The organism is Kitasatospora sp. NPDC127116, from assembly GCF_042677365.1.
GTDB lineage: Bacteria > Actinomycetota > Actinomycetes > Streptomycetales > Streptomycetaceae > Kitasatospora > Kitasatospora lactacystinica.
In genome coordinates this window covers 70,162-90,317 of sequence record NZ_JBHXTL010000013.1, presented here as the reverse complement: position 1 = coordinate 90,317, position 20,156 = coordinate 70,162, and the positions used below count along the sequence as shown (strand labels likewise).

The 20,156-nt window shown below is 66.9% G+C and carries 17 protein-coding genes; 9 read left to right on the top strand and 8 right to left on the bottom strand.

Annotated features, from left to right (window positions below; translation table 11 throughout):
* Nucleotides 1-369: 369 nt before the first annotated feature.
* Nucleotides 370-1,386, bottom strand: a complete 1,017-nt coding sequence (locus ACFVHV_RS08625) for a DNA cytosine methyltransferase (protein WP_380349979.1) — start codon at nucleotides 1,384-1,386, stop codon at nucleotides 370-372.
* A gap of 369 nt (nucleotides 1,387-1,755) precedes the next feature.
* On the bottom strand, nucleotides 1,756-2,511 hold the full coding sequence (locus ACFVHV_RS08620) for an NgoMIV family type II restriction endonuclease (protein ID WP_380349976.1): 756 nt from the start codon (nucleotides 2,509-2,511) through the stop codon (nucleotides 1,756-1,758).
* A 1,119-nt stretch (nucleotides 2,512-3,630) separates the two neighbouring features.
* Between ACFVHV_RS08620 and ACFVHV_RS08615 the strand changes: the two genes are divergently transcribed.
* The 7 genes from ACFVHV_RS08615 to ACFVHV_RS08585 all read left to right on the top strand — a co-directional run bounded on the left by ACFVHV_RS08615 (nucleotide 3,631) and on the right by ACFVHV_RS08585 (nucleotide 11,478).
* Nucleotides 3,631-4,014 carry a transposase gene (locus ACFVHV_RS08615; protein WP_380349974.1) on the top strand — a complete coding sequence of 128 codons (384 nt, stop codon included), beginning with the start codon at nucleotides 3,631-3,633 and terminating at the stop codon, nucleotides 4,012-4,014.
* Between the two features lie 20 nt (nucleotides 4,015-4,034).
* Entirely contained in the window at nucleotides 4,035-5,039 is a 1,005-nt protein-coding gene (locus ACFVHV_RS08610) for an IS3 family transposase (RefSeq protein WP_380349971.1), read from the top strand.
* Nucleotides 5,040-5,102: 63 nt separating this feature from the next.
* Nucleotides 5,103-5,399, top strand: coding sequence for a hypothetical protein (locus tag ACFVHV_RS08605; RefSeq protein ID WP_380349968.1), 297 nt, complete (start codon nucleotides 5,103-5,105; stop codon nucleotides 5,397-5,399).
* Between the two features lie 224 nt (nucleotides 5,400-5,623).
* Nucleotides 5,624-6,874 carry a tyrosine-type recombinase/integrase gene (locus tag ACFVHV_RS08600; protein WP_380349965.1) on the top strand — a complete coding sequence of 417 codons (1,251 nt, stop codon included), beginning with the start codon at nucleotides 5,624-5,626 and terminating at the stop codon, nucleotides 6,872-6,874.
* 842 nt (nucleotides 6,875-7,716) lie between these two features.
* Nucleotides 7,717-8,970: a tyrosine-type recombinase/integrase gene (locus tag ACFVHV_RS08595; protein ID WP_380349962.1), complete on the top strand. Its 1,254-nt coding sequence runs from the start codon at nucleotides 7,717-7,719 to the stop codon at nucleotides 8,968-8,970.
* A 687-nt stretch (nucleotides 8,971-9,657) separates the two neighbouring features.
* Nucleotides 9,658-9,978, top strand: a complete 321-nt coding sequence (locus tag ACFVHV_RS08590) for a hypothetical protein (protein WP_380349960.1) — start codon at nucleotides 9,658-9,660, stop codon at nucleotides 9,976-9,978.
* A gap of 477 nt (nucleotides 9,979-10,455) precedes the next feature.
* Entirely contained in the window at nucleotides 10,456-11,478 is a 1,023-nt protein-coding gene (locus tag ACFVHV_RS08585) for a ferritin-like protein (protein ID WP_380349957.1), read from the top strand.
* Between the two features lie 269 nt (nucleotides 11,479-11,747).
* Here ACFVHV_RS08585 and ACFVHV_RS08580 read toward each other — a convergent pair whose 3' ends face one another.
* The 4 genes from ACFVHV_RS08580 to ACFVHV_RS08565 form a co-directional block, all read right to left on the bottom strand.
* A complete protein-coding gene (locus ACFVHV_RS08580; RefSeq protein WP_380350056.1) occupies nucleotides 11,748-12,236 on the bottom strand; it encodes a peptidylprolyl isomerase in 489 nt (162 codons plus the stop codon).
* Between the two features lie 579 nt (nucleotides 12,237-12,815).
* Complete coding sequence (locus tag ACFVHV_RS08575) at nucleotides 12,816-13,841, bottom strand: acyltransferase domain-containing protein (protein WP_380349955.1); 1,026 nt, start codon at nucleotides 13,839-13,841, stop codon at nucleotides 12,816-12,818.
* Between the two features lie 17 nt (nucleotides 13,842-13,858).
* On the bottom strand, nucleotides 13,859-14,260 hold the full coding sequence (locus tag ACFVHV_RS08570; RefSeq protein WP_380349952.1) for a lipocalin-like domain-containing protein: 402 nt from the start codon (nucleotides 14,258-14,260) through the stop codon (nucleotides 13,859-13,861).
* 27 nt (nucleotides 14,261-14,287) lie between these two features.
* Nucleotides 14,288-15,253 carry a 3-oxoacyl-ACP synthase III family protein gene (locus ACFVHV_RS08565; RefSeq protein ID WP_380349950.1) on the bottom strand — a complete coding sequence of 322 codons (966 nt, stop codon included), beginning with the start codon at nucleotides 15,251-15,253 and terminating at the stop codon, nucleotides 14,288-14,290.
* A 323-nt stretch (nucleotides 15,254-15,576) separates the two neighbouring features.
* On the opposite strand from ACFVHV_RS08565, the gene ACFVHV_RS08560 reads away from it, so the two are divergent.
* Nucleotides 15,577-15,852: a hypothetical protein gene (locus ACFVHV_RS08560; protein WP_380349948.1), complete on the top strand. Its 276-nt coding sequence runs from the start codon at nucleotides 15,577-15,579 to the stop codon at nucleotides 15,850-15,852.
* A 611-nt stretch (nucleotides 15,853-16,463) separates the two neighbouring features.
* Complete coding sequence (locus ACFVHV_RS08555) at nucleotides 16,464-17,474, top strand: nuclear transport factor 2 family protein (protein WP_380349945.1); 1,011 nt, start codon at nucleotides 16,464-16,466, stop codon at nucleotides 17,472-17,474.
* A 462-nt stretch (nucleotides 17,475-17,936) separates the two neighbouring features.
* Here ACFVHV_RS08555 and ACFVHV_RS08550 read toward each other — a convergent pair whose 3' ends face one another.
* Both ACFVHV_RS08550 and ACFVHV_RS08545 read right to left on the bottom strand, forming a co-directional pair.
* Nucleotides 17,937-18,530 carry an isochorismatase family protein gene (locus ACFVHV_RS08550; protein WP_380349943.1) on the bottom strand — a complete coding sequence of 198 codons (594 nt, stop codon included), beginning with the start codon at nucleotides 18,528-18,530 and terminating at the stop codon, nucleotides 17,937-17,939.
* A gap of 382 nt (nucleotides 18,531-18,912) precedes the next feature.
* Nucleotides 18,913-20,010, bottom strand: a complete 1,098-nt coding sequence (locus tag ACFVHV_RS08545) for a hypothetical protein (protein WP_380349940.1) — start codon at nucleotides 20,008-20,010, stop codon at nucleotides 18,913-18,915.
* Nucleotides 20,011-20,156: the final 146 nt, after the last annotated feature.

The following is a 20,156-nucleotide window of genomic DNA, read 5'->3' as shown; positions in this document are numbered from 1 at the left end:
TCCCCACCCAAGCCTCACCTACAGGGCACGCCGGGGACAAACGATCCCTGTGGAGCGGCCAGCGTAGTCGCGAGCTCTGACATGCCGACCGATGTGACCCGAGTCCTGCCCGCCCCTGCACAACGCGCCGATGTGAACGAGGACACGCATACCGTCCTCCTCGCACTGCCCCGGACCGCTGGAGACCAGCGGCGAGAAGGCCGAGCGCTGACCTGATGCGCGGAGGCCTGGAGCCGCTCCCTGCGGGGGTCTGGGCCTACCCGCAAAGCTTGGGCCCGCCACCTACGCCCCCTGCCGCAACGACATACACGATGTCCCGATCCCGGCTTTCCGCGGACTCAAGCATTCCGGTCTATGCGGACCGCCACATCAGGCTGCCGTTACCACTGGCACGGTCCGTGGCTGGGGCAGGCCGAATGCCGCCGCAGCCACGTGTGCGGCCAGCAGTGGCGGCACGGCGTTGCCGGCCTGCTCATACTGCTTCGTCTGTGTTCCCTGCCACGGGTAGTCCCCGGGGAAGGACTGCAGCAGGCCCGCCTCGTGGACCGTGATGCGCGCTGTGTCGGAGGCGGCGCTGCGGCTCTTCCAGCATCCGCGGCCACGGGACTCGGCAAGAGCACGGCGGGCCTGAGTTGGGAAGGGCTCGGCACCGCCGGTCTTGCCGCCGCCGGCGGTGACGGTGGGCGCGGGCCGGTCGGTGGCGCCCCAGCCGATGCCCTCCGCCATGGAGACCCAACAGGACCGGGACTCCCCGAAGAGGTTGCCCTCTTCGCCGTATTCGGTGTGCGTGGGCTCGGGAGGCTGGGCGGTGCGCAGGCGCGAGGCGAGGAGGATCGCGCGGCGTCGGCTCTGTGGAACGCCGAAGTCTGCGGCGTTCAGGTTGCCGCACCAGGTGCTGTAGCCCCAGCCCCGAAGCACCTCGGCGTAGTGGCGGAACAGCGGGAGCGCATCGGGGACCTCTTCCATGACAGCGTCCTCTGGCCGCAGGGCGTAGAGGTACCGCATGGGCTCGGCGGCGAGTAGGGAGCGGGAGTCCTGGCACGCAGCCAGGAGCTGCGGCCGGGTGTCCCGGTCTCTGGCAAGGTCATCGATCGCCTGGTGGACCAGGGGCTGGTCCCGGAGCCCTAGCTGCTTGCCCGCCCTGGACCAGGCCTGACACGGCGGAGACGCGATGAAGCGGCGGATACGGCCGACCATAGGCGCCGTGGCGATCTGGGCGACGTCTGCACGGACAGTTGGATGCCCGGCAGCAGCCCGCGTCCGGCAGGCCGCAGCGTCCCATTCGATCCCGATGTCAGTGATTCCGTGGTAACTGCGCAAGCCCTCAGACCAGCCGCCGGGCCCGGCGAACAGGTCCAGGGTGTCAGGAGCGACGGGCGCAGGCATCAGGCCTCCGGGACAGATGGAACAGTGAACGTGGCTGGGCTAGGTACGGCGCACTGCGCCCTGCCCGACTGACGCAGACAGCAGCCGACCCGCCCACACGACCATACAGGCGCAGACCACCGAACCCTCTGCTGAGACGGGCACTGCACCGTGAGGGCCTGCAGCGGCAGCTCCGATGGAATCCAGCTGCCGCGGTCGGATCGAGCCCGACACGAGGCGATATCACCAGGCCGTCGCAGCGGCAGACGCCCGGCCAATCAGGGCACAACAGCAAAACCCTTGCGGCACACGGTTGCCCAATTGCCTGGCAAATTCGCCAACTTCGCCTTTCAAGTTCATAGCGGTGCGCCCGGCTTTTCCGCAGCGCTGCTAGACCGCCAGGCCTAGCGGAAGGTCACTGATATCACGAAGGCGGTTTCCTGCGATCAAAGTGTGCAGCATGGCGCTTGCCTCGTCGTTGCACGTTTTCTCTACTGCCCGGATCAGTTCTGGGAGGGCAAAATGGTACACCGTATCGATGTCGCCAGTTCCGAGGGCGAGAGATGCGAGCCTGGCGGGTGACGGTTCCCCTGCGACGACCGCGATGTGCGGCGTGCGTCCCTTGCGATTCCGGATAACGTTCAACGCCTCTGATCGCGCATTCTGGGCGCGATCGCTACGCAAAGTCCACTTGCACGATACTATCGCATGGACAATGGAACGCCCCTGGCTGGCGCTCCCATTGACAGCATATCGGCCAGATTCTTCATCTACGAGTTCGCGCTCCCGGCCGATCGTGGCATCCGACTCAGGCTTCCGCAACACCAGAATATCTGGACTAATCTCATAAGAATTTCCCAGAACCGAGGTTAGATTCTGGTCTTGCTCAATAGCAATTGCAAGAGCGGCCAGGTGAGCAAACGGCTCATATTTCGAGATCTGATATTCGGCGGGCGATCCTCCAACATTCTCGACAATCCAGCCACCCGGGCGGAGGGACTGGAATATCGGGAAGATCTCCACCAGGAAGGCTTCCACGGCCTCTTCGAAATTGGAAGCCACGCAGTCACGCGACAGAGACAGAGTGTTCCTGTCGATGAGATGCTTGTGAAAGTTCACCCTTGCTTCGGCAAGTACCGCCGCCATGCGAGGCCGCCTAGGTTGTCTGGTTTGCGTGAGCTCATCGCTTTTGCGAAGCGAGGAACATGCAGTGCGTTCAGCGCGCGAAAGCAGCCACTCGCCTCCACAGGCATCCCGATGAGTATCGCCGGCTGACGTCATCTGGGGCCTCAAATGGGTTCCACCGGCAGCCGCCCGTACAGGTTTGCTGTCCCCTTTGTACGGCCGCTACCGCACCCCTGCGCGGGCGCATGGGGAGGGAGGACCAAGGGTTGCGAACCGGACGGTCATGCGAGTGGGCCTGTTTGCGCACCGGATCCAGGACGGAACGCCCTGCCCTGTCGGCAACAGCTGAAATGAGGGCCGCGGACAGTGAACCAGAAGAGGCCCGATTGGTGGTCTCGTGATCATCGGGGCTTCAGCAGTGCTGGAGCCCCGATGAAGCCAGGGTGATTCGCGTGGAGAACTTGAGTTGAGATCCGCCGGTTGTGTCGGAACGAGGGCCTGTCGACCCGGGCAGTAGCCCGTGAGCCGGGAATCCCCCGGGGACCGTTCAGCGGGCTCTGGCCTCGGATGGCCGCCGAAGTACGGCGAGTGCCGGTGGGGCTCAGTAGTGGACGCGGTCAAGCCGACGGTCCCCACCGGCCCATTCTCAGCCCCACCACAAAGCACTCCCCGCTCCGTACGCCCTGCGATCCCCCAATGCGCCCTTGATCCACCGTGCCGATCAGCGGACTGTCAGACCCTGAGGTTGGTCATAGGACGATCGATCGGGGGATTCTCATGTCGGACGCAAACTCCGCCAGTCCGTGGGCACGCACGGTCTTCGGCCCCCTCGCCTCCGAGATCACGACAATCGTGCCCGCATGCCTTGTCCGAGCCCACGAACGTGCCCAAGGCGGCCACGAAGGCGTTCACACGCGGACGCTCGAAGCGTACGGACACGGGCTCTATGCCGCACAGTACGAGGAACTGTCAGCCGGCCTTTCTCAGCTTCCCAGCGTCGAGCTGGTGCGCCTCCAGGCGCGTACCGTCGCAGTGGTCGCCGACCATGTCGTCTACCCCTACCCTCTCTGCCAGCCTTGGGTGAGACATCCCGCTTTGTCGGGTTAGCCTGAGAGGGCCCGAGTAGGAGTTCCACCCCTGATGACCAGCACCAACCCGTCTGCGCCCCACCCGGCCCCCAGGCCGAAGCGCCGCACGTTCAGCCCCGAGTACAAGCTGCGGATCGTGGCCGAGTACGACGCCGCGCCCGAAGGCGAGAAGGGCGCGGTCCTGCGCCGTGAGCGCCTCTACCACTCGCACGTCACCGAGTGGCGGGCCGCGCGCGATGCCGGGGCTCTGGAGAAGTTGGTCGACCGGCGCACGAGCCCGGCCCGTCCGAAGAAGTCCGCCACCGAGGTCGAGAACGAGAAGCTGCGCCGCCAGGTGGAACGGCTGGAGAAGGAACTGGCCAGGAACAAAGCCGCGCTGGAGGTGCTGGGAAAAGCGTCGGCGCTCTTGGAAATGATCTCCGAGAGCGCGGACTGACACACGCCGCCGACCCCGTCGTGGACGAGGCGTTCACCGGCATCGAGCAGAAGTTGGGCATCACGGCCGCATGCCGGCTGACCGGCCGCTCCAGGGCCACCCACTACCGCAGGCTGAAGCCGCCGCCCGCGCGCGAGCCCAGAAGGCCACAGCTCCAGCCGTCAGCCCTGAAACCCGAAGAGCGGGCAGCGGTCCTGGAGTTGATGAACAACGCCGAGTACGCCGAACTGCCTCCCGCGCAGATCTGGGCCCGCGAGCTGGACGCCGGGCGCTACCACTGCTCGGTCTCCACGATGTACCGCATCCTGCGCGAACGCGGGCAGTGCGGTGAGCGACGCCGCCAGGCCACCCACCCGGCCAAGACGGTGCCCGAACTGGTCGCCACCGCACCCTCTCAGGTGTTCACCTGGGACATCACCAAGGCAGCCGGCCCTGGGAAGGGCATCTGGTACCACGCCTACGTCATCATCGACATCTTCAGCCGCTACATCGTCGGCCACACCGTCGAGCTGGCCGAATCGGCCGAACGGGCCGAGGAGTTGATCCGCGAGGCCATCGAGCGCAACGGCATCGTGCCCGAGACCGTGCACGCCGACCGCGGCACCTCGATGACCTCAAAAAAGGTCTCCCAACTGCTGATCGACCTTGGCGTCACCCGAAGCCACTCCAGGCCCAAGGTCTCCAACGACAATCCGTACAGCGAGGCCCAGTTCAAGACCACCAAGTACATGGCCGACTTCCCACAGCGGTTCGATTCCCTGGCCCATGCCCGGGAATGGTTCGACGCTTTCATCTCGTACTACAACCACGAGCACCGGCATTCGGGAATCGGCCTTCACACACCTGCCAGCGTGCACTTCGGCACCGCCGAGGAGGTCCGCGAGCAGCGGGCCGTCACCCTCGCCGAGGCATACGCCCGGCATCCCGAACGCTTCGGCCGTCGTCCCCGACCGCCCGAGATACCGCAGACGGCCTGGATCAATGACCCGGCCAAGCGCAGGGAACCCGCACCACAAACCTCATAGCGTCACGACTGTCTCACTGGACTTGAAATCTTCCGCTACCGGTACGCGAAGAAGGACGTGCCCGTGACTGCCGCCAGGCTCCGCAGTGCGTCAGGGCTTCGCGCTGACCTCATCCGCAGGCATGGTCCCGACCCGCGCCAGGGAGAGCTGGACCTCGGCATCGACCTGCCGGACGAGGACGAGCCCCATGCGGATCTCGCGCGCCTCTCACCGGACACCAAGCTCGTCCTCGTCGCCTACGCCTGCTCCCTGGCCGACGGCGTGGTCCGCCTCGAATGGGGATCCGCGGAACTCCACCGCGAGAATCGATCACTGATCTGGCACCACCACGAGCCCCTGCCCATCCCGCGACAGCACTGACGCAAGACCTTCTAACAGGTGACTACTGGAAGTTCGACCTCGTCGCAAGTCGATCTGGCGCCGCTCACTTACCACACCACCAAGGGGAACGCCCTGTTCACGGCAGCGCACGGTGGCGGGTGATGGCGGAGTGATGGCAGCTCAAACGCCATGCTCCGCCAGCTGCCATCTCCGAACGCCGGCAGTCATCGTGGGGTCAGGCTCTCCTGGATGGAGGTAACCACGTGGCTGCCCACCCTGACCGTGGTCGGATCTACCGGCGCTGCGGCTGTCGCGATGCCAGCGGAAAACAGTTCGGTGCGCGGTGCCCGAGCCTCAACCACTCAACGCGCCATGGCTCCTGGGCCTACGCCTTCGACGTGCCGTCGACCGGCGGGCGCCGTCGGCAGCGGTGCCGCAGCGGTTTCCGTACCCGCCGGGCCGCGCGCGAGGCGTTGGAGCGCGCTCTCGAGTGCGAGCGCACCGGGCTGAATCTCGACGGCGACCTGACGGTGGCTGGGTATCTGACCGGCTGGCTGCGGACCAAGGAGGACGTGCTCAAGCCCACCACCTACGCTCGGTACCGCGACCACGTCCACAACGACCTCATCCCGGCTTTCGGCCGACTCACGCTGTCCGACCTCCGCGAACGCCACATCACCGCCTGGAACGAAGCCGAACTGGCCCGCGGCCGGGGACGCACCAGCGTCTACCGGGCCGGCGCCACCCTCTCCAGCGCCCTGAACACCGCGGTCCGCACCCGGCGGCTGGCCGACAACCCGGCGCGCTACGCCGTCATGCCCCGCCCCGCCGCTCCCGAGCGGGTCTGCTGGACGCCATCGCAGGCTGCGGCTTTCCTGCGGCACAACCACGACGCTTACGGCGACCAGCTCGCGGATGCCTTCGAGGTGCTTCTGGGTACCGGGCTTCGCCGCGGGGAGCTCCTGGGCCTGCACTGGCCCGAGGTGCACCTGGCCGAGCAGGTGCTGCTGGTGTGGTGGAACCTCACCGCCGTCGACAACAACCACCTCCACCTCGGACACCCCAAAACCAAGGCGAGCCGCAACTGGATCAGCCTGTCTGCTCGGGTCGTCGCCGCGCTGGAGCGGCGTGCTGCGGCCGCGCGGGCAAGTCTGTCGGAGGGCGCCCCGCTCGAAGGACTCGTGTTCTGCCAGCCGGACGGCGCACCGCTGCGCCCGCAACAGCTCCTGGTCATGCTTCGGCGCAGGTCGGCGGAAATTGGTCTTCCCCGGATCGGCGTGCACGATCTGCGACACACGGCCGCCAGCATCATGATCAGCTCGAACGTCCCACTGGCCGTCGTGTCGAAGACGCTGCGGCACTCGACGCTGTCGACCACGGTCAACATCTACGGGCATCTGCTCCCGCACGCCGCCCGTGATGCGGTCACCGCGCTGTGCCAGGCGTTGAACGACGCCTCGCCGCCGTCAGCCATCCCCGATAGTGGAGCATCAGCCGTTTCGGACGCCGCATAGCTGACCGGGCGTCGCCGTAACTGCGGCCCCTGCCATCACGTCGCCATCACCGTTCACCCAAACGAGAACAGCGGGCCCGTCATTTCTGACAGACCCGCTGGTCACATACGTCGGGACGACAGGATTTGAACCTGCGACCCCTTGACCCCCAGTCAGGAAGGGTTCCCCTTTTCCTGCCTGAAATGCGCTCGCACACACGTCGTGCGTGTGCAGATGAGCGCGTTTCGCGCACCTCGTGCGGCAGCGCGCATGACGTGTGGTCCCCAGCTGGTCCCCAGGTCAGGGGCTTGACGGAGGGTCCGAGTGGCGTTCATGTCTCCAGGGTAGCGCCACTCCGACCGTGGATCCAGCGATTCCCGTGGATCGCTCAGAAAGTCACCGGGCAGGGAGTCCATCACCGCCGAGCGAAATCAATCCGACCCGGCCGAAGGCCAGCCAGAGAATAGCCATGATAAATCCCGGCATCCCCCATTCCCTGCGGGCTCACGGAACTTCTCGCTCGCCGTGGCGCATTCCGAAGACCGATCCGAGGCCCGCCGCCACCGCACCGCGCGTGCTCCGGGTTGTCTGAGCCCAACAACCCACGGCCGACCGGCAGACCGCCTTCTCCCGGTCCGCGGCCACTCTTTCGAGCAGCGACCCGGTGCGGGCCGATGCTGTGCGATCAAGTTGCCCTACCCACCGAACGTGCTCCGTGATCACCCTCGCGGCGTGTCGCCAGCGCGTGTCCCGGCCAGTCGATCTTGCCGTGCTCCACGCCCCGCCCCGCACGCTCTGCCGCCACACCCACCGACCCCGCAACCCTGGACAGGCCACCACCACTTGGCTCGAGGAGGAGTCCCATGGCGCAGCGTCCCAAGCGTGGTCGGGTGTATCGGCGGTGCGGGTGCAAGGACGGCAACAGCGGGAAGCAGTTGGGTTCGTGGTGTCCGCGGCTGGCCGCCGACACCGCGCATGGCCGGTGGACGTACGCGGTGGACCTGGCGCCGGAGGACGGCAAGCGCCGGACTCGGCGGCGGGGTGGGTTCGCGAGCCGGGCGGAGGCGGCCAGGGAGATGGCGCGGGTGCTGGATGCCGAGTACCGGGGTGTGTACGAGGACCGCACGCTGCGCGTCGGGCTGTTCCTGCACGAGTGGCTGGAGGCGAAGCGGCCGACGCTGGCGCCCAACACCTGGGCGGGCTATCGCGCGTGCCTTGAGCGCGACCTGGTCCCCGCGTTCGGCGGCATGCTGCTCGTCGACCTGCGGCCCAAGCACATCGACGCCTGGGTGAGCGCGCAGCTCGCCGCCGGCCGCGGGCGCACCACCGTCCACCACGCGGTGGCCATGCTGCGCAGCGCCCTGAACCACGCGGTGCGGACGTGGCGGCTGCGCTACAACCCGGCCAAGCACTCCGTTCCCGCCAAGCCCCGCGCCGCCGTACGCGTCTGCTGGAGCCCGGACCAGGCCGCGGCGTTCCTACGGCACAACACGGAGCACTACGCCGACCGGCTCACCGACCTGTTCGAGGTCATGCTCGGCACCGGCATGCGCCGCGGCGAGATCCTCGCCCTGCACTGGTCCGACGTCCACCTCATGGACCACAAGCTCTACGTCCGCTGGATCCTGACCGCCGTGAACAACGGGAAGATCCACCTCAGCGAACCCAAAACCGAAGCCAGCCGCGCCTGGGTCAGCCTCTCCCCCAGAGCCATGGCCGCCCTCCACCGCCAAGCCGCCCTCCAGATGGCCACCCACCCAGACGGCCGACTCGAAGGCCTGGTCTTCACCCGCCCGGACGGCGACCCACTGCGCCCGCAATGGGTCCTCGACCAGCTCCGCAAACGCACCGCCGAACTCGACCTGCCCAAGATCGGCCTGCACGACCTGCGCCACACCGCAGCCAGCATCATGATCGCCGCCGGCATCCCCCTCGCCATCGTCTCCAAGACCCTGCGCCACTCCCACCTTGCCATCACCGTCGACCTCTACGGTCACCTCCTCAAGGACTCCGCCGACGAAGCCGTCCGCGCCCTGGCCAAAGCCCTCGACCACGCGGACGCCCTCCACGCAGACAGCACCACTACGGTCATCCCGAACGCCTGCCTGGCCGCGTAGGTCTGGCCGTCGGGAGGGCCACCGGAGATCAGCGCTTACGCCGTGCTGGATCCGTTGCGGCCCTCGGCCGCCTGGAAGGCCGGCCCCAGTCCGGTCGCCGACCGTTGGGCGGGCGGCACCCCGCCACGGTGTCCCCGACTTCGTCGTCTTCAAGCGTCAAACAGCTCAAGCCCTCCCTCGGCCAGCGTCTGCGCGAGACCAGGAAGGATGCCGGTATCACCGCGCGGACGCTGGCCGGCTGGCATGCGCCGAAGTGCTCACGGATCGAACACGGGACAACGCCCCGTCCGATGCGGACATTCACGCCTGGACCAACCGCGCCGACCACCGGTTGCAGGCGAACCACCCCGGGAACATGCTGGTACAGCATGCCGTGGCCTGCCGCGAGCATGACGAGTGTCCCGGAAAATCCCCAGGGATGCTCACGTTCCCCACTTGATTCGGCATTGAACGTGGGGCTGAGCCGTCCAGTTGTGAAGCGTTCGGGCCACACCGTGCCTTCAAGGCCGCCTTCGGCATCGCTCTCGCGATGAGCTGGGCTCACTCACCCTTGACCGCACGCCCCGGCCCTCGTGCCGACGGGCTACCGGGCGGACCGGCCGGAATGGGGTTGTTCAAGGAGCGCCATCAAGCAGGGCCTGCCTCTGACCGGCCTCGGCTGATGGCCTGAGCAGATAGGAGACGGAAATGGCTGTGCAGTCCGATGCGTCCCAATGGACACTCACCCGCGTGTTTGCCGGAGGGACTCCTTCGCCCAAGGACATCCGGGTCACTTGGACGGGGACCTGCCCGGAGGAGGCCGACCCAATCTCAGTCGACATGTTCCACAACGGGAACCCCATCGGCATGACCCGGGTCGAGTGTCGGCAGGGCAAGTTCACCGCGGCGTTCATGCTCCACGACTACGAGGACCGTGGTCTCAAGAAGGGACAGGGCAACGATCTCGTGCTCGCTATCCTCGCTGGCCCCAAGGATCTGGTCCAGCTCAAGGGGACGATCAACCTGTAGCGGGACTGGCTGCCGGCGTACACGCGCCGGGACCACCGCACTCTGCGCATGGCCCTGAGGCCGCCAACCGGGCGAAAGAAGTGATGACGCCATCTGATGGCGTGTCGTCCCTCCCGGTCCATGGCGCCGAGGCCCGGAGGCTCAACCACCTCCGTCCTCGGCGCACTCGGTTGAGCGAAGCGACATGCGGCCTCTCGTGCCGTGGTGTCCAACCAAGGTGAGCCCAGAAGCAGCCACGAGATGATCTTGGAGCGGTGAATTCTCTGTTCAGGGCCGTTCTTGGGGCTCTACGCCGAAGGAGTCTTCACCCATCTGTCCGCTTTTGCCGTGATCCGCCCCCCGGGCACGATCGCAGGCACACTCAGCGGCGTGCAGAGTCGCACTGATTTGTCGCAATCGGCCCCAGAGCTTCTTCTTGGACTTCGTCCACGTTGACCGGGCCTGCCCGCCGCTTCCGCCGAACGAACGGGAACCGCCGTGACCACCTTCGCCACCAAGCCGATGCCGATCGCCGAGCTGATGGAGATCCCAAAGGTCGATCACGACCTGAAGTGGATCAAGGACAGTCTGCAGTCTGCCATCGCCCTGGAGTTGTCGACCCTGCCGCCCTACCTGTGCGGCATGTGGTCCATCAAGACCAAGGACTCCGAAGCCGAGGCGCTGATCAAGAGCGTCGTCCACGACGAGATGTACCACATGGGGATGGCGTGCAACATGCTGTCGGCGATCGGTGAGACGCCGCACATCCTCGCCGCGGCCCCGACATATCCGGGCAAGCTGCCGGGCAATGTGCGGCCGGAGATCGAGGTGTATCTCCAGGGGCTAACCCAGACGTATGTCCGGGAGGTTTTCATGGAGATCGAGATGCCCGAGAATCCGCTCGCGCCCCTGTACGAGGAGTGGATCACGATCGGCAAGTTCTACGACGCGGTGCGGGACGCGTTCAACAACGTCAAACCGCCCATCGGATCGGGCCATCAGATGGAGACGCAGATCGGCAGGAACAAGCTGGAGAAGTTCACGTCGGTCGACCAGATCACGAAGGCGATCGACGTGATCAAGGAGCAGGGAGAGGGCACCAGCCACCTCCCCGACGACCCCACCGCCGACGGACGGTTGGCCCACTACTACGGCTTCGGTGAGATCTGGAAGGGGCGCAAGCTGGTACCCACGCCTACCGGCCCCACAGCGTACGACTGGATCGGGGATCCTGTCCCCTTCCCCGAGACGTACCCCATGGGCCGGCTCACGGCGGAGCGCTGGCCCAACCCCACGGAGAAGGTGCAGGAACTCCTCACCGCCTTCAACGACAAGTACACCGAGATGCTCAGCCTCCTGGAGAAGGCATGGCGGGACGGAGACGACGCCGCGCTGGGCCAGTCGATCGTTGCGATGTTCGCGCTGAAACCGGCTGCGCAAGAGTTGATGGCCGAGCCCCTGCGGGATGACAGCGCACATGTGTACGGGCCCGAGTTCCTCATCCACCTCAAGCACGGCTGACCCGGCGGGACCTGGCGGCCGCTCGGCAAGCGCCTGCGCGGGCTGCGGGTTTGCCCCTCTCGTGCCGGGGAACGGGCGAACCGGGCGAGGGTTACGGCCACCGAGGCAGGACCACTCGGATGACACACGATCCGGCGGCCTTCTCGCCGATCGAACCCCGGCGCGTCCAGTACGGGCGCAGCCCGGCGTTGACGGCCCGCCTCGGCGACCTTCCGATCACCGGGGGCGCAGCCCGCGGGTTCGGGCCCCGGTCTGTGGGGCTTGTGGGGTCAGACGATGACGGCCTTCTCGATCACCGCGTCGTCCATGGGGACGTCCTGGTAGAGCCCTCGGGTGCCTGTCCTGAGGCTCTTGATCTTCTCGACGACGTCCATTCCTTCGACGACCGTGCCGAAGACGGTGTAGCCCCAGCCCTGCGGCGTCGGGGCGCTGTGGTCGAGGAAGTCGTTGTCGTTGACGTTGATGAAGAATTCGGCGGTCGCGGAGTGCGGGTCGTTGGTCCGGGCGATGGCCACGGTGCCGGTCTTGTTGCGCAGTCCGTTGTTGGCCTCGTTGTCGATGGGCGCACCAGTGGGCTTCTTCGTCATGTCGGGCTCGAGACCGCCGCCCTGGATCATGAACCCGTTGATCACCCGGTGGAAGATCGTGCCGTCGTAGTGCCCCGTCCGGACGTAGCCCAGGAAGTTCTCGACGGTCTTGGGGGCCTTGTCGGGGTGCAGCTCGATTTTGATCAGACCGTGGTTGGTGTGCAGCTCGATCACGCTATTCTCCTCGGCTTGCCGGTTCCGACTCCGATCAGCCTGGCATGACCGGACGGCTGGCGGATCATCACTCAACGGCGGGTCCGATTCATGACCCAGACGACCGACATCTCAACACGCTGACTTGACGGAAGAACTCGGCGAAGTCCTGACCGCGATCATCCAGCGTGCGGCCGCAGGGAAGTCTGAGCGGCACAGAGCGCTGTTGTCGGGCAAGGGCAGGCGAGGGCGTGTGGCGAACTGCTGGTCACAGACCCAGCAGCCGCCAGGTTTACCGAGACCGGAGGACGCGCGCAGGTCATGCTTTGCGGTCCTTCGTCGGGTAGAGCTTCGCGTGCAGGACACGCGCCTCCCACCACGGATCGGCCGGGGCAGACACCAGCGCAGCCAATCAGCTCCCGCTTGGTGGGCGGCGGGAGCACCAGCGGGCCCAGGTCCTTCGCGGCGCGGGCCTTCACGCACCCCGGGCACTCCAGCCGGCCGGGGCCGGCTCGGCGCCGCCGGCGCCGCCGACAATCGGTGTCCACCGCCGCACGAGGCGGTGTTCGTTCGCTACGTAACCACCCCTACGGATGCTCAGGCGGTCGAATCCGTCCCGTCTCGCACCGCGTCTGTGGAGACCGGCGGTGAGCAGGTGTCGTCGGCGAGCCAAGTGCCGTCAGCGAGGGGGGCGACGGTGCGAGCGCCGGGGAGTGTGGCGCGTACGCAGGCACTGAGACTGTCGCCCACCCCGGCCTCGACGAACAGCCGCTCGCCGAGCGGCGCGAGCCGGCCGAGGGCGTCGGTGAAGCGGACGGGCTTGGTGAAGCAGTCGGCGAGGGCCGTGGTCAGGTCGTCGCTGTCGGTGTAGGCGCACCCCTGGACGGGAGACTGGACCGGGATGCGCAGGTGCCGCGGGCGCAGATCGGCCACGCTACGCCGGAAGTGGTCGTGAACGGGCTGCAGCGCGGGGTGGTGGGCCGCGTAGGGAACGGGGAGGCGCCACATGCGGGGAACGGTGGGGCCGGTGAGGGCGAGCAGGGCGTCAAGAGCCTCAGTGGGGCCACTGACAATGGCCTGCCGGGGCGAATTGACACATGCCACCGCCACGTCGGTGCGGCCGGCGCCGACCAGCAGCGCCTCGGTGTCGGACTCGCCTGCGTCGACAAGGACCAAGCCGCCACGCCCGACGACATCACGGTAGGCGTCGTTGAGCGCGCATACGAGCCGCGCCCCTTCGGCCAGGGTGAACGCGCCTGCGCAGACCAGGGCCGCGTACTCGCCGAGGCTGTGCCCCACGATCAGTCGCGGAACGATCTCGGAGGCGGCGAGGACCCTGGTGAGGGCGACAGAGACCGCAAAGTGGGCCAGCGGCACTGCTCCGTAGGGGAGCGGGTCCGGCTGGGAATGCTCCAGCAGGACCGGGCGGACCGGCCCGTACCCGTACCGTGCCGCCTCCCGGTCGATCGTGTCGAGAACGCGGTCGGTCACATCGCGGAACACGGCCTGGGCGGCGGCCGACCTCCCGTTGTGGCCGTGGTACCAGTTGTGCAGGGCAGCGCGCGGATCGCCGCCCTGCCCCGGGAAGAGGAAGACCACGCTGCCCCGGCCGTCGTGGGGCATGTGCCCGGTTCCGGGCATCAACGTTCCGCCTCTGTGGCCGGGCCGAGGGGCATCCGCTGCCAGACGGTGCCAAGGATCTGCCCGTTGTCGTCAGGAAGTGAGCGGAGAGTGAGGCGGCCGGCCGCCAGATGGGCGGTGCGGAGCAGGTGCGCCTCAGTCCACCGGGGCTCGCTGCCGACCACGGTGCGGTGGACCACACGGTCGCCCAGCCACTCGAAGGTACCGGCGTAGCCGAGATAGCCGTCCTCGCCGGCGACATGGGCGGACATGTGCCCGTCAGGGGTGTAGATGATCAGCCCCCGCACCTCCGTCCCGAACGGATGGGTGACCTCCCCGTGGGCGTCGGTGGCCGTGAAGGACACCAGCTGCCACGCGCCCATCACCTGCCGGACATCGATCCCTTTGCGCGTACTCACCATGATTCTCTCCTCAAGCCCTCTCGTCGGTCACGGCCGGCCCGTCCACCGGAGCAGGGCGCCAGCCCAGGTCATACCGGCACCTATGGCCGCGCACAGCACCAACTGGCCGTGCCGGAGGCGGCCTTGTGCACGCAGCGCGTGCAGGGTGAGGGGGATCGAGGCGCTGCCGGTGTTGCCCAGAACGTCGCCGGTGACGGCGACGCGGTCCATCGGCATGTCCAGGGCGGCGGCCACCTCGGTGACCAGGCGTGGGTTGGCCTGATGGGGTACGAAGTGGTCGATCTCCTCCAGTTCCGCGCCAGCGGCCTCCAGAGTCAGGCGAGCGGCCTCGGGTATCAGCCGAAGCGCGAAGTCGCGCACCCGATGTCCGGTCATGGTCATCCGGGCTCCGCCAGGCATGGTGGGATCGAGGCGGATCGCCACCGGTGGGTCCGCCGGAGCCTCGGAACCGATCACCGTGGCGAGCAGCCCGCCCGGATGAGGCACCGGGGCGAGGATGACCGCCCCCGCCCCGTCACCGAGAATGGAAGCCGAGCCACGGTCCCGTGGATCCGCTGTCGCGGTGAGCCGTTCGGTGCCGATGAGCAGGGCCGGACCGGCCAGCCGCCCGGCCTCGTGCATGGCCTGGATGACGTGCAGTCCGTACAGAAAGCCGGAACACGCCGCGGACACGTCGAAGGCCACTGCCCGGTGGGCGCTCAGCCGCGCCTGGACCAGGGCTGCCACGGCCGGTGTCAGCTGCTCGGCGGACGAGGAGGTCGCGACCACCAGCCTGATGTCCTCGGCCGTGATCCCCGCGTCCACCAGAGCTGCGGCGGCGGCCGAGGAGGCCATGGCCGCAGTGGTCTCGTCTCCGGCGGCCACCCGCCGCTCCCGCACCCCGGTCCGGGAGACGATCCACTCCGCGGACACGTCCAGTGTCTCGGCCACCTCGTCATTGGACCGGGTCCGTGCCGGCAGATACACCCCCATGCCGACCATGCCCAGGCCCACTGGCCCCGGGGCCGAAGCACCACCGGCCACGTGACTCTCCTCCCGCTCCCCGGCCCTGGGGGCGCAGCCGTCCGTACGGCATGCTTCGCCTTCCCCCGGACCGCCCCAGAGCATCGCCCCGTCTGGCCTGGCCGGATCAGACGCTACGGTCTCCTGCGGGGCCGAAGTAAGAGTGGATCAAGACAATTTGTAAGAGTGGATCAAGACGCCATGGGCCACTCCCTCGGGACACTCACACCTGCTGGACACCCGAGCAGGCCGCCACCTTCCTACGACACAGCATCCAGCACTACGCCGACCAGCTCACCGACCTCTTCGAGGTCATGCTTGGCATCGGCATGCGCCGCGGTGAGACCCTCGCCCTGCACTGGTCCGACGTGCACCTCATGGACTGCAAGCTCTTCGTCCGCTGGACCCTGGCCGCGGTCAACAACGGCAAACTGCACCTCGGCCAGCCCAAAACGCCAGCCAGCCGCGCCTGGATCAGCCTCTCCCCCAGAGTCATGACCGCCCTCCACCGCCAGGCCGCCATCCAGATGGCAGCCCACTCCGGAGGCCGCCTCGAAGGGCAGCCGACGGACTCCTATAACCAGCCGTAATGCCTGATCCGGGAGAACTGTTCCCGACGCGTTACGGCTCACTTCCTAGTCACCTGATGAGGCGTCATCGCAGCCACCACTGCGCGGAGGGGGTAGCCAGACGGTCTGTTGTGCCTGCTGGAGGAGTTGAAGACCTCCTCATCCCTGTGCCTGAGGTCGGGATGCCAGTGTGCCGCCGCTGTGCGGAACAGGAGCCCGGCCCCTGCCGCGGGGCCCGGTTCGTGCACCCGGCAAGCTCTAGAGGAGCGACTGGGCAGTGGCCTTGGGAAACGGGTGATGCGCGCTGATGCCGTCGAAGGCCGCGCGACACCCGGCCAGCTTCAGCGCCCTCACTCGCGCGGCCTCGGCCCGCTGGCTGTGGCGTCGCCGCAGGCAGTGAGGCTATGCAGGGCGCGTGCCCTCGCCTGCTTCCTCGGCGACCTGTCGGTCTGGAGGCACTTGAGTTGCACGTCGGGAGATGCTCACGGACCCTGCGGCAACCTGCCGATGGCGCGAGAACCCTGGCGTCGGGGTCCAGCCACGCGACCGCGAACGCCAGCACACTGGTAACGTTGAGTGCCAACATGACTACCATGTGTGCGGCGTGGGGGGTAGAGGGAGAGAGGTAAGGCATGACGACCGTCGAGGCGCTTTCCGATCCAGTGGTCCGTCAGTTCATCGAAACCTTCAACCAGCGCGACAGTGATGCCTGGCATGCCGCCCTGGCCGAGGACGTGGTGCTCGTTAGTGATGGCCACGATGTCGACATCGCCGACTTGTGGGAGTCCATCCGGTATTTCACCATCGGCTCGGAAGCCGACGGGGGCGCATCCGTGACGGGCGTCTCCCACCGCCAAATTGACCATACCGACCTAAATGACCTGGACGGCGTTACCTGGAAGTTCACCGTCACCGGCGACAAGATCTCCCGGTTCGAGATCACCGACGCTCAGGTGCCCCCTGAATTGCTAGAACAGGCATCTGAGGAGGTGAGCCAAATGAAGCGGGAGGAGTGGGCCCGAAGCACCTGCACTGCTTCCGACGGAAGCAAGCACCCCCTCGGCACGCTGCGCCGCTTCCCTAGCGGCATCGAGCGGGTCCAACAGTGCGCGGTGGGCGGGTCCTCAAGTGTCGGCTGGATGGAAACGGGCATCAAAATCGATCCCGACAAGCCCTTCCGCACCTACCGCGATCCGGCCACGGGCGTGAAGACCTTCATGGGGGAGAAGGACGGCGTCTCCAAGGTCGAGGCCGTCCTCACCGCCGAGCTGGGCTGGGATGTCGAGCTACAGAAGGTGACCGTCATCTATGAGGCAGTCCCTCGTCTCCGGGATGCCGGCATCTGGTACGGGGAGAACAACGAGCTGGTCCCCAAATTCGTGCCGAAGATGGACATCACGCTGACCCTGACCGGTCCCGACGGCGCGACGATCAGCTCCGAGGACATCACCGTGGTCGGCGAGAAGGTGCCGTATCGGCTCAAGGCCGAGCGCGTCTTCCACAACCTGGCCCTGGGTACTCACAAGGTCGCGGTGAAAGGGGTGAAGACCGGCGGCAGGAGGACCACAGACGGCCGCAACTACACCGGCAACGATAAGGTCGTCCTGGGCGAGCAATCCGTTGAGTTCACCATCGGCGGCTGAACCGGGCTGCGCGTCATCGCGTCGTTGATCGCCGTGCCCACCCCCGAACGCAGTAGTTGCGCGACGAGGCTTCCCGTTCCTGGCGTTCCCGCTCGGCCTGTGCTTTCGCCTGCTGCGAAACCGCGGCCCTGAAGGTAGTCACGCTGTTCTTGGTCGGACATGCTGCCCAGATAGGCGAGATCGGTGCTACTGAGCTGGGGATAGCGCTTCGCCAGTTCCGCCTCGGTCATGCCGTTCCCTCATTCGATGTGATCGCGGTGATGGACGTGCCGGGCCCCAACCGGCCGGCTTCGCCGGATAACGACACAGGAGGTAGCCGTTGACGGCACCTCAGACGTGGTTTCCGGAAGCGTCGCTCAGCGTCGTGATCGTCACGCAGGACCGCTTGCCATGCCGATCCGGGGTCGGGCAGTGCCATCGGGTGCGTGAGCGGCCCCGCCTGGCCACGGCCCGAGAAGGGGATCAGCCGAGGACGACGGGTTCGCCGGTCAGTGCGACGCCCGCCTGACGCAGTTCCTCGATGGCGTTGTCGGTGGTGTCGGCGGCGACGCCGGCGGTGTAGTCGAGCAGGACGCGTACGGCGAAGCCGGCTTTCGCGCCGTCCAGCGCGGTGGCCTTCACGCAGTGGTCGGTGGCGATGCCGACGACGTCGAGATCACTGACGCCGCGTGCGCGAAGCCAGTCGGCCAGGGACGTGCCGTCCTCGGCCGCGCCTTCGAAGCCGCTCTTCGAGGCGGAGTGCGCACCCTTGTAGAAGACCTCGTCGACGGCGCCGGAGGTGGCGGTCGGCGCGAAGTTGGGGTGGAAGTCGCCGCCCTCGCTGCCGACGACACAGTGCACGGGGAAGGAGTTCTGGAAGTCCGGGTGGTCGGAGAAGTGGCCGCCCGGATCGATGTGGTGGTCGCGGGTGGCGACGATGTGCGTGTAGCCGTCGCCGGCCGAGCGTCGGATCAGGTCGGAGATGGCGCGGGCCCGGTCGGCACCGCCCTTCACCGGGATACTGCCGCCCTCGCAGAAGTCCTTCTGCACATCGACGACGATCAGTGCACAGCGCACAGCGCAATCCTCTCCTCGCGGGAATCCGTACCCGGATGCCTACCCCCTTCCGCTGAGGTCGGGTGCGTGACGGCCGGGTCGTTCACCCGTCCGGCCAGATCCGCCACGCGTGCTCGGCGGGGTGGCTGGTGCGGACGCTGGTCAACCTTCTCCAGCTCCGCCGCGAGCATCCCATCGATCCCTGGAACGAGGAGGTCCGCAAGACCGCGGACGCAACATCGGTCCGGCTGCTGCCAGCCGCCCGGCGGACCACGATCCGGCGCCCCGGAGGCCTGTGACCCGGGTCCGCGACCGCCCGCAAACCGAGCAGCCCTTGGCCGCGTGGTCACCGCCCTCTCCGCCGCGCTGCCCGGTCACGACCGGGCGGAGGCTCTTCAGGCTGTTAGCGCTCCCGCGGCCTTCCGGGTCCGCCGGTGCTGTTGATGCCCAGTCGCAGGCCCTTCGTTCCCAGTCCTGTCGGACCGTAGGGGATATGGTTATTCACCGGCCGACTGCGTCCCAGCTCTTCGGTCTCCGTGTCGCTCCGGTCGGGGTGGTACCTGGGTGAGAACTCTTCCCAGGTTTTCGTGGCGTCCGCGCAGATTTTGAAGTCCGCGTAGGCTTCTACGCACGTCTGGTCTTCTTCGGTTGCCAGCAGTTCTCCGAGGGCCGTGATCAGGTGGGCGTAGTTGTCGTCGATCATGGCGGTCAGCTCTTCATGGCTGAGCTGGTGTGCCGCGATTGCATTCCACTCGCGGGAGTCTGACTCCTTGCCGAGTGAATACCGGTCGTTGACCAGTACCGTGTCGAGTTGCAGCCAGTGCATGTAGTTGTGGAGTTTCAAGGCGCCGAATTTTTCGGATGGGAGTCCGTACAGGCACCACCGGATGTAGTGCACAGGCACGATGCCCATGGTCACGCTCTTCACCCTGCTGTACAGGAGCTCGGTCCGTTTGATCTTGCCTTGCAGCAGGCTTCCGGCAAGAAACTCCCGGAACACGTCCGTGTATCCTTCGTGGGCGCCGGGGATCTCATCCCTGATGTATTCCGTGAATGCGTTGACCACCGGGTCTGCCCTGCTGTCGTCGAGCAGCCGCACCAGATCCAGCCCGTGACGGTGGTCGTCGACGTAGAAAGTCACCAGCATGGCATGGTTCAGCGTGGCCAGCGTGCTGAAATCCCGTACTTTTGGGAAGGACATGACGGTCAGGTGCGTCTGGTCCTTCAAGTGCTTCGGGTTGAGGTGCCGCGTGACAGGGAACCTGCGGCAGTACCGGCCGAAAAAAGTCTCAAGGAATTCGCGGTCCTCCGGCGCGATATAGCGCAGTGCGTCAGCGCCGGTCGGAGGAGGCACTTTTCCAACCATCCTGCTGGCATGCCAGAACGTCGCCATCCATTGTTGGTGGGACTTCAGGTCGTGGCCGGGTGTCCCGTTGGCTTCTGTCGCACCGAAGCGCGGGATTGCGGCTTCACGGAGAACGTTCGCGGCCTCAAACCTCATCGTGTCGAGTCTCTCTCGCTTGGAAGGGTATGGATACATCGTGCTTTGAGCTCTGAGACGGTCTCAAGAGCAGTTGGCCAGACTCCAACGAGTACCGATACGCGGCCTGACCGGCGGCGACGATTTTCCGAACGGCACAGGGTGCG